The sequence below is a fragment of the Rhodococcus sp. P3_B8 genome, assembly GCF_056402775.1.
Window position 1 is genome coordinate 1 of sequence record NZ_JBFUGT010000521.1, and the last position, 2788, is coordinate 2788.

Consider the following 2788-nt stretch of genomic DNA (forward strand, 5'->3'; position numbering starts at 1 on the left):
CGCATGTGCGACGGCCGGCCTTCGTATGTTTGGCTTAGGCGGTCGAGCTTTTCGTAGCCGCCGATTTCACTACCGCCGAGCGAGAGGGAATGCTGTATCCATGACTATCGACAACACTGAGGGTGCCCGCGCCCAGATCGGCGTCACGGGACTGGCCGTCATGGGCTCGAACATCGCCCGCAACTTCGCCCGGCACGGTCACACGGTCGCGCTGCACAACCGCAGCATCGCCAAGACCGACGCCCTCATCGAGGAGCACGGCAGCGAGGGCGACTTCGTCCGCACCGAGACGATCGAGGAGTTCGTGGGCGCGCTGCAGAAGCCGCGCCGCGTGCTGATCATGGTCAAGGCCGGCGACCCCACCGACGCCGTCATCGAGGAACTCGCCGCGGCGATGGAGCCCGGTGACATCATCATCGACGGCGGCAACGCCTTGTACACGGACACGATCCGCCGCGAGGCCTCACTGAGGGAGCGTGGCCTGCACTTCGTCGGCGCCGGCATCTCCGGCGGTGAGGAGGGCGCGCTCAACGGTCCGTCGATCATGCCGGGCGGCCCGAAGGAGTCCTACGCGGCCCTCGGACCGCTGCTCGAGTCGATCGCCGCGCAGGTCGACGGCACCCCCTGCTGCACGCACATCGGCCCCGACGGGTCCGGCCACTTCGTGAAGATGGTGCACAACGGCATCGAGTACGCCGACATGCAGCTCATCGGCGAGGCGTACAACCTGCTCGGGTCCGCCCTCGGCTACGACGCCGGCAAGATCGCCGACGTGTTCACCGACTGGAACGGCGGCGACCTCGAAAGCTACCTCGTCGAGATCACCGCGGAGGTGCTGCGGCAGAAGGACGCGAAGACCGGCAAGCCGCTCGTCGACGTGATCGTCGACGCCGCCGAGCAGAAGGGCACCGGCCGCTGGACCGTCAAGTCCGCGCTCGACCTCGGTGTCCCCGTCACCGGGATCGCCGAGGCCGTGTTCGCCCGCGCGCTGTCCGGGTCCCGCGAGCAGCGCAAGGCCGCGGTCGGGCTGGCGTCCGGCGTCCTCGCCGACAAGCCCACCGATGCCGCCCAGTTCACCGAGGACATCCGGCAGGCCCTGTACGCGTCGAAGGTCGTGGCCTACGCGCAGGGATTCGACCAGATCGCGGCCGGCAGCGCCGAATACGACTGGGACCTGCACCCCGCCGACCTCGCGACCATCTGGCGTGGCGGCTGCATCATCCGGGCCCGGTTCCTCAACCGCATCAAGGACGCGTACGACGAGAACCCGAAGCTGCCGAGCCTCATCCTGGCCCCGTACTTCCGGGACGCCATCGAGACGGCCATCGACAGCTGGCGCCGGGTGGTCTCCACCGCCACCCTGCTGGGGATCCCGGTGCCGGCGTTCGCGTCGTCGCTGTCCTACTACGACGCCCTGCGCGCGGAGCGGCTGCCCGCGGCCCTGACGCAGGGGCAGCGCGACTTCTTCGGCGCCCACACCTACGAGCGGGTCGACGCGGAGGGCAAGTTCCACACCCTCTGGAGCGGTGACCGCAGCGAAGTGCAGGCCTGAGCCTCGCACACTGCCCGTCCCCGGCCGTGACGTACCGCGTGTACGTCACGGCCGAGGCGTCGGAGGCCCCTCTCGGAGGCGGTAGCCTTCTCGATATGCCCGACGACGAGTTCTCCTCCCCCGCACCGGTGGGTGAGACGTTCCTCGCGCTCGGTCTCCCCGCGGTGATGACCCACGCCCTCGACCGCAGCGGCATCGGGGCGCCGTTCCCGATCCAGGCGGCCACCATTCCCGACGTCCTCGCGGGCCGCGATGTACTCGGCCGCGCGCCGACCGGGTCCGGGAAGACCCTCGCCTTCGGACTGCCGATGCTCGTGCGACTCAAGGGCGCCGCGAGCAGGCGGGGCTTCCCGCGCGGCATCGTGCTGGTGCCCACCCGTGAACTGGCGTTGCAGATCGAGCGGGCGCTGGACGAGCCGGCCCTGTCCGTGGGATTGCGGGTGGCGAACGTCGTCGGCGGGATTCCCATCAAACGTCAGGTCGAGATCCTGTCGCGGGGGGTCGACCTGCTGATCGCGACGCCGGGACGCCTCGCCGATCACGTGGCGCAGGGGTCGGTGTCCCTGGACGACGTGACCGTACTGACGCTCGACGAGGCCGACCACATGGCCGACCTGGGGTTCATGCCGCAGGTCACGACGATCCTCGACAAGACACCGGCGCATGGTCAGCGGCTGCTGTTCTCGGCGACCCTCGACGGGGAGGTCGACACCCTCGTCCGCCGGTACCTGCGGGACCCGGTCACCCACTCGACGGCGCCGGTCACCGCGTCGGTGAGCACCATGCGCCACCACCTGYTGTTCGTCGACGGGGCCGACAAGAGATCCGTTGTGGCACATATCGGTTCACGTGCGGGGCGGACCCTCATGTTCGTGCGCACCAAGTACGGAGTGGACCGGCTCGCGCAGCAACTCCACGAGGCGGGCATCTCCGCGGGCGCCCTGCACGGCGGCAAGGCGCAGAACAACCGCACCCGCACCCTCGAATCGTTCGCCGACGGCACCACCCCGGTCCTGGTCGCCACCGACGTGGCGGCCCGCGGCATCCACGTCGACGACATCTCGCTCGTCGTCCACGTCGACCCCCCGGCCGACCCCAAGGACTACCTGCACCGCGCGGGCCGCACCGCCCGCGCCGGCGAGTCCGGCGTGGTGGTCACCCTCGTCACCGAGGACGAACGCGCCGAGGTGGAGAAGCTGACCCGCAAGGCCGGGATCGAGGTGGACGGCGTGCGGG

2 protein-coding genes are annotated in these 2788 nt (G+C 70.0%); both read left to right on the forward strand.

Annotated elements, in window-relative coordinates; genetic code table 11:
• The first annotated feature begins 100 nt into the window (after nt 1-100).
• Complete coding sequence (gndA, locus tag AC1D1G_RS43950) at nt 101-1552, forward strand: NADP-dependent phosphogluconate dehydrogenase (protein WP_317567298.1); 1452 nt, start codon at nt 101-103, stop codon at nt 1550-1552.
• Between the two features lie 95 nt (nt 1553-1647).
• Nucleotides 1648-2788, forward strand: a 1141-nt coding sequence (locus AC1D1G_RS43955; protein WP_477956792.1) for a DEAD/DEAH box helicase, incomplete at its 3' end; no start/stop codon positions are given.

Bases quoted from the DNA above. Each gene is read 5' to 3' on its own strand.
- gndA (WP_317567298.1), top strand. From the start codon at position 101: ATGACTATCGACAACACTGAGGGTGCCCGCGCCCAGATCGGCGTCACG.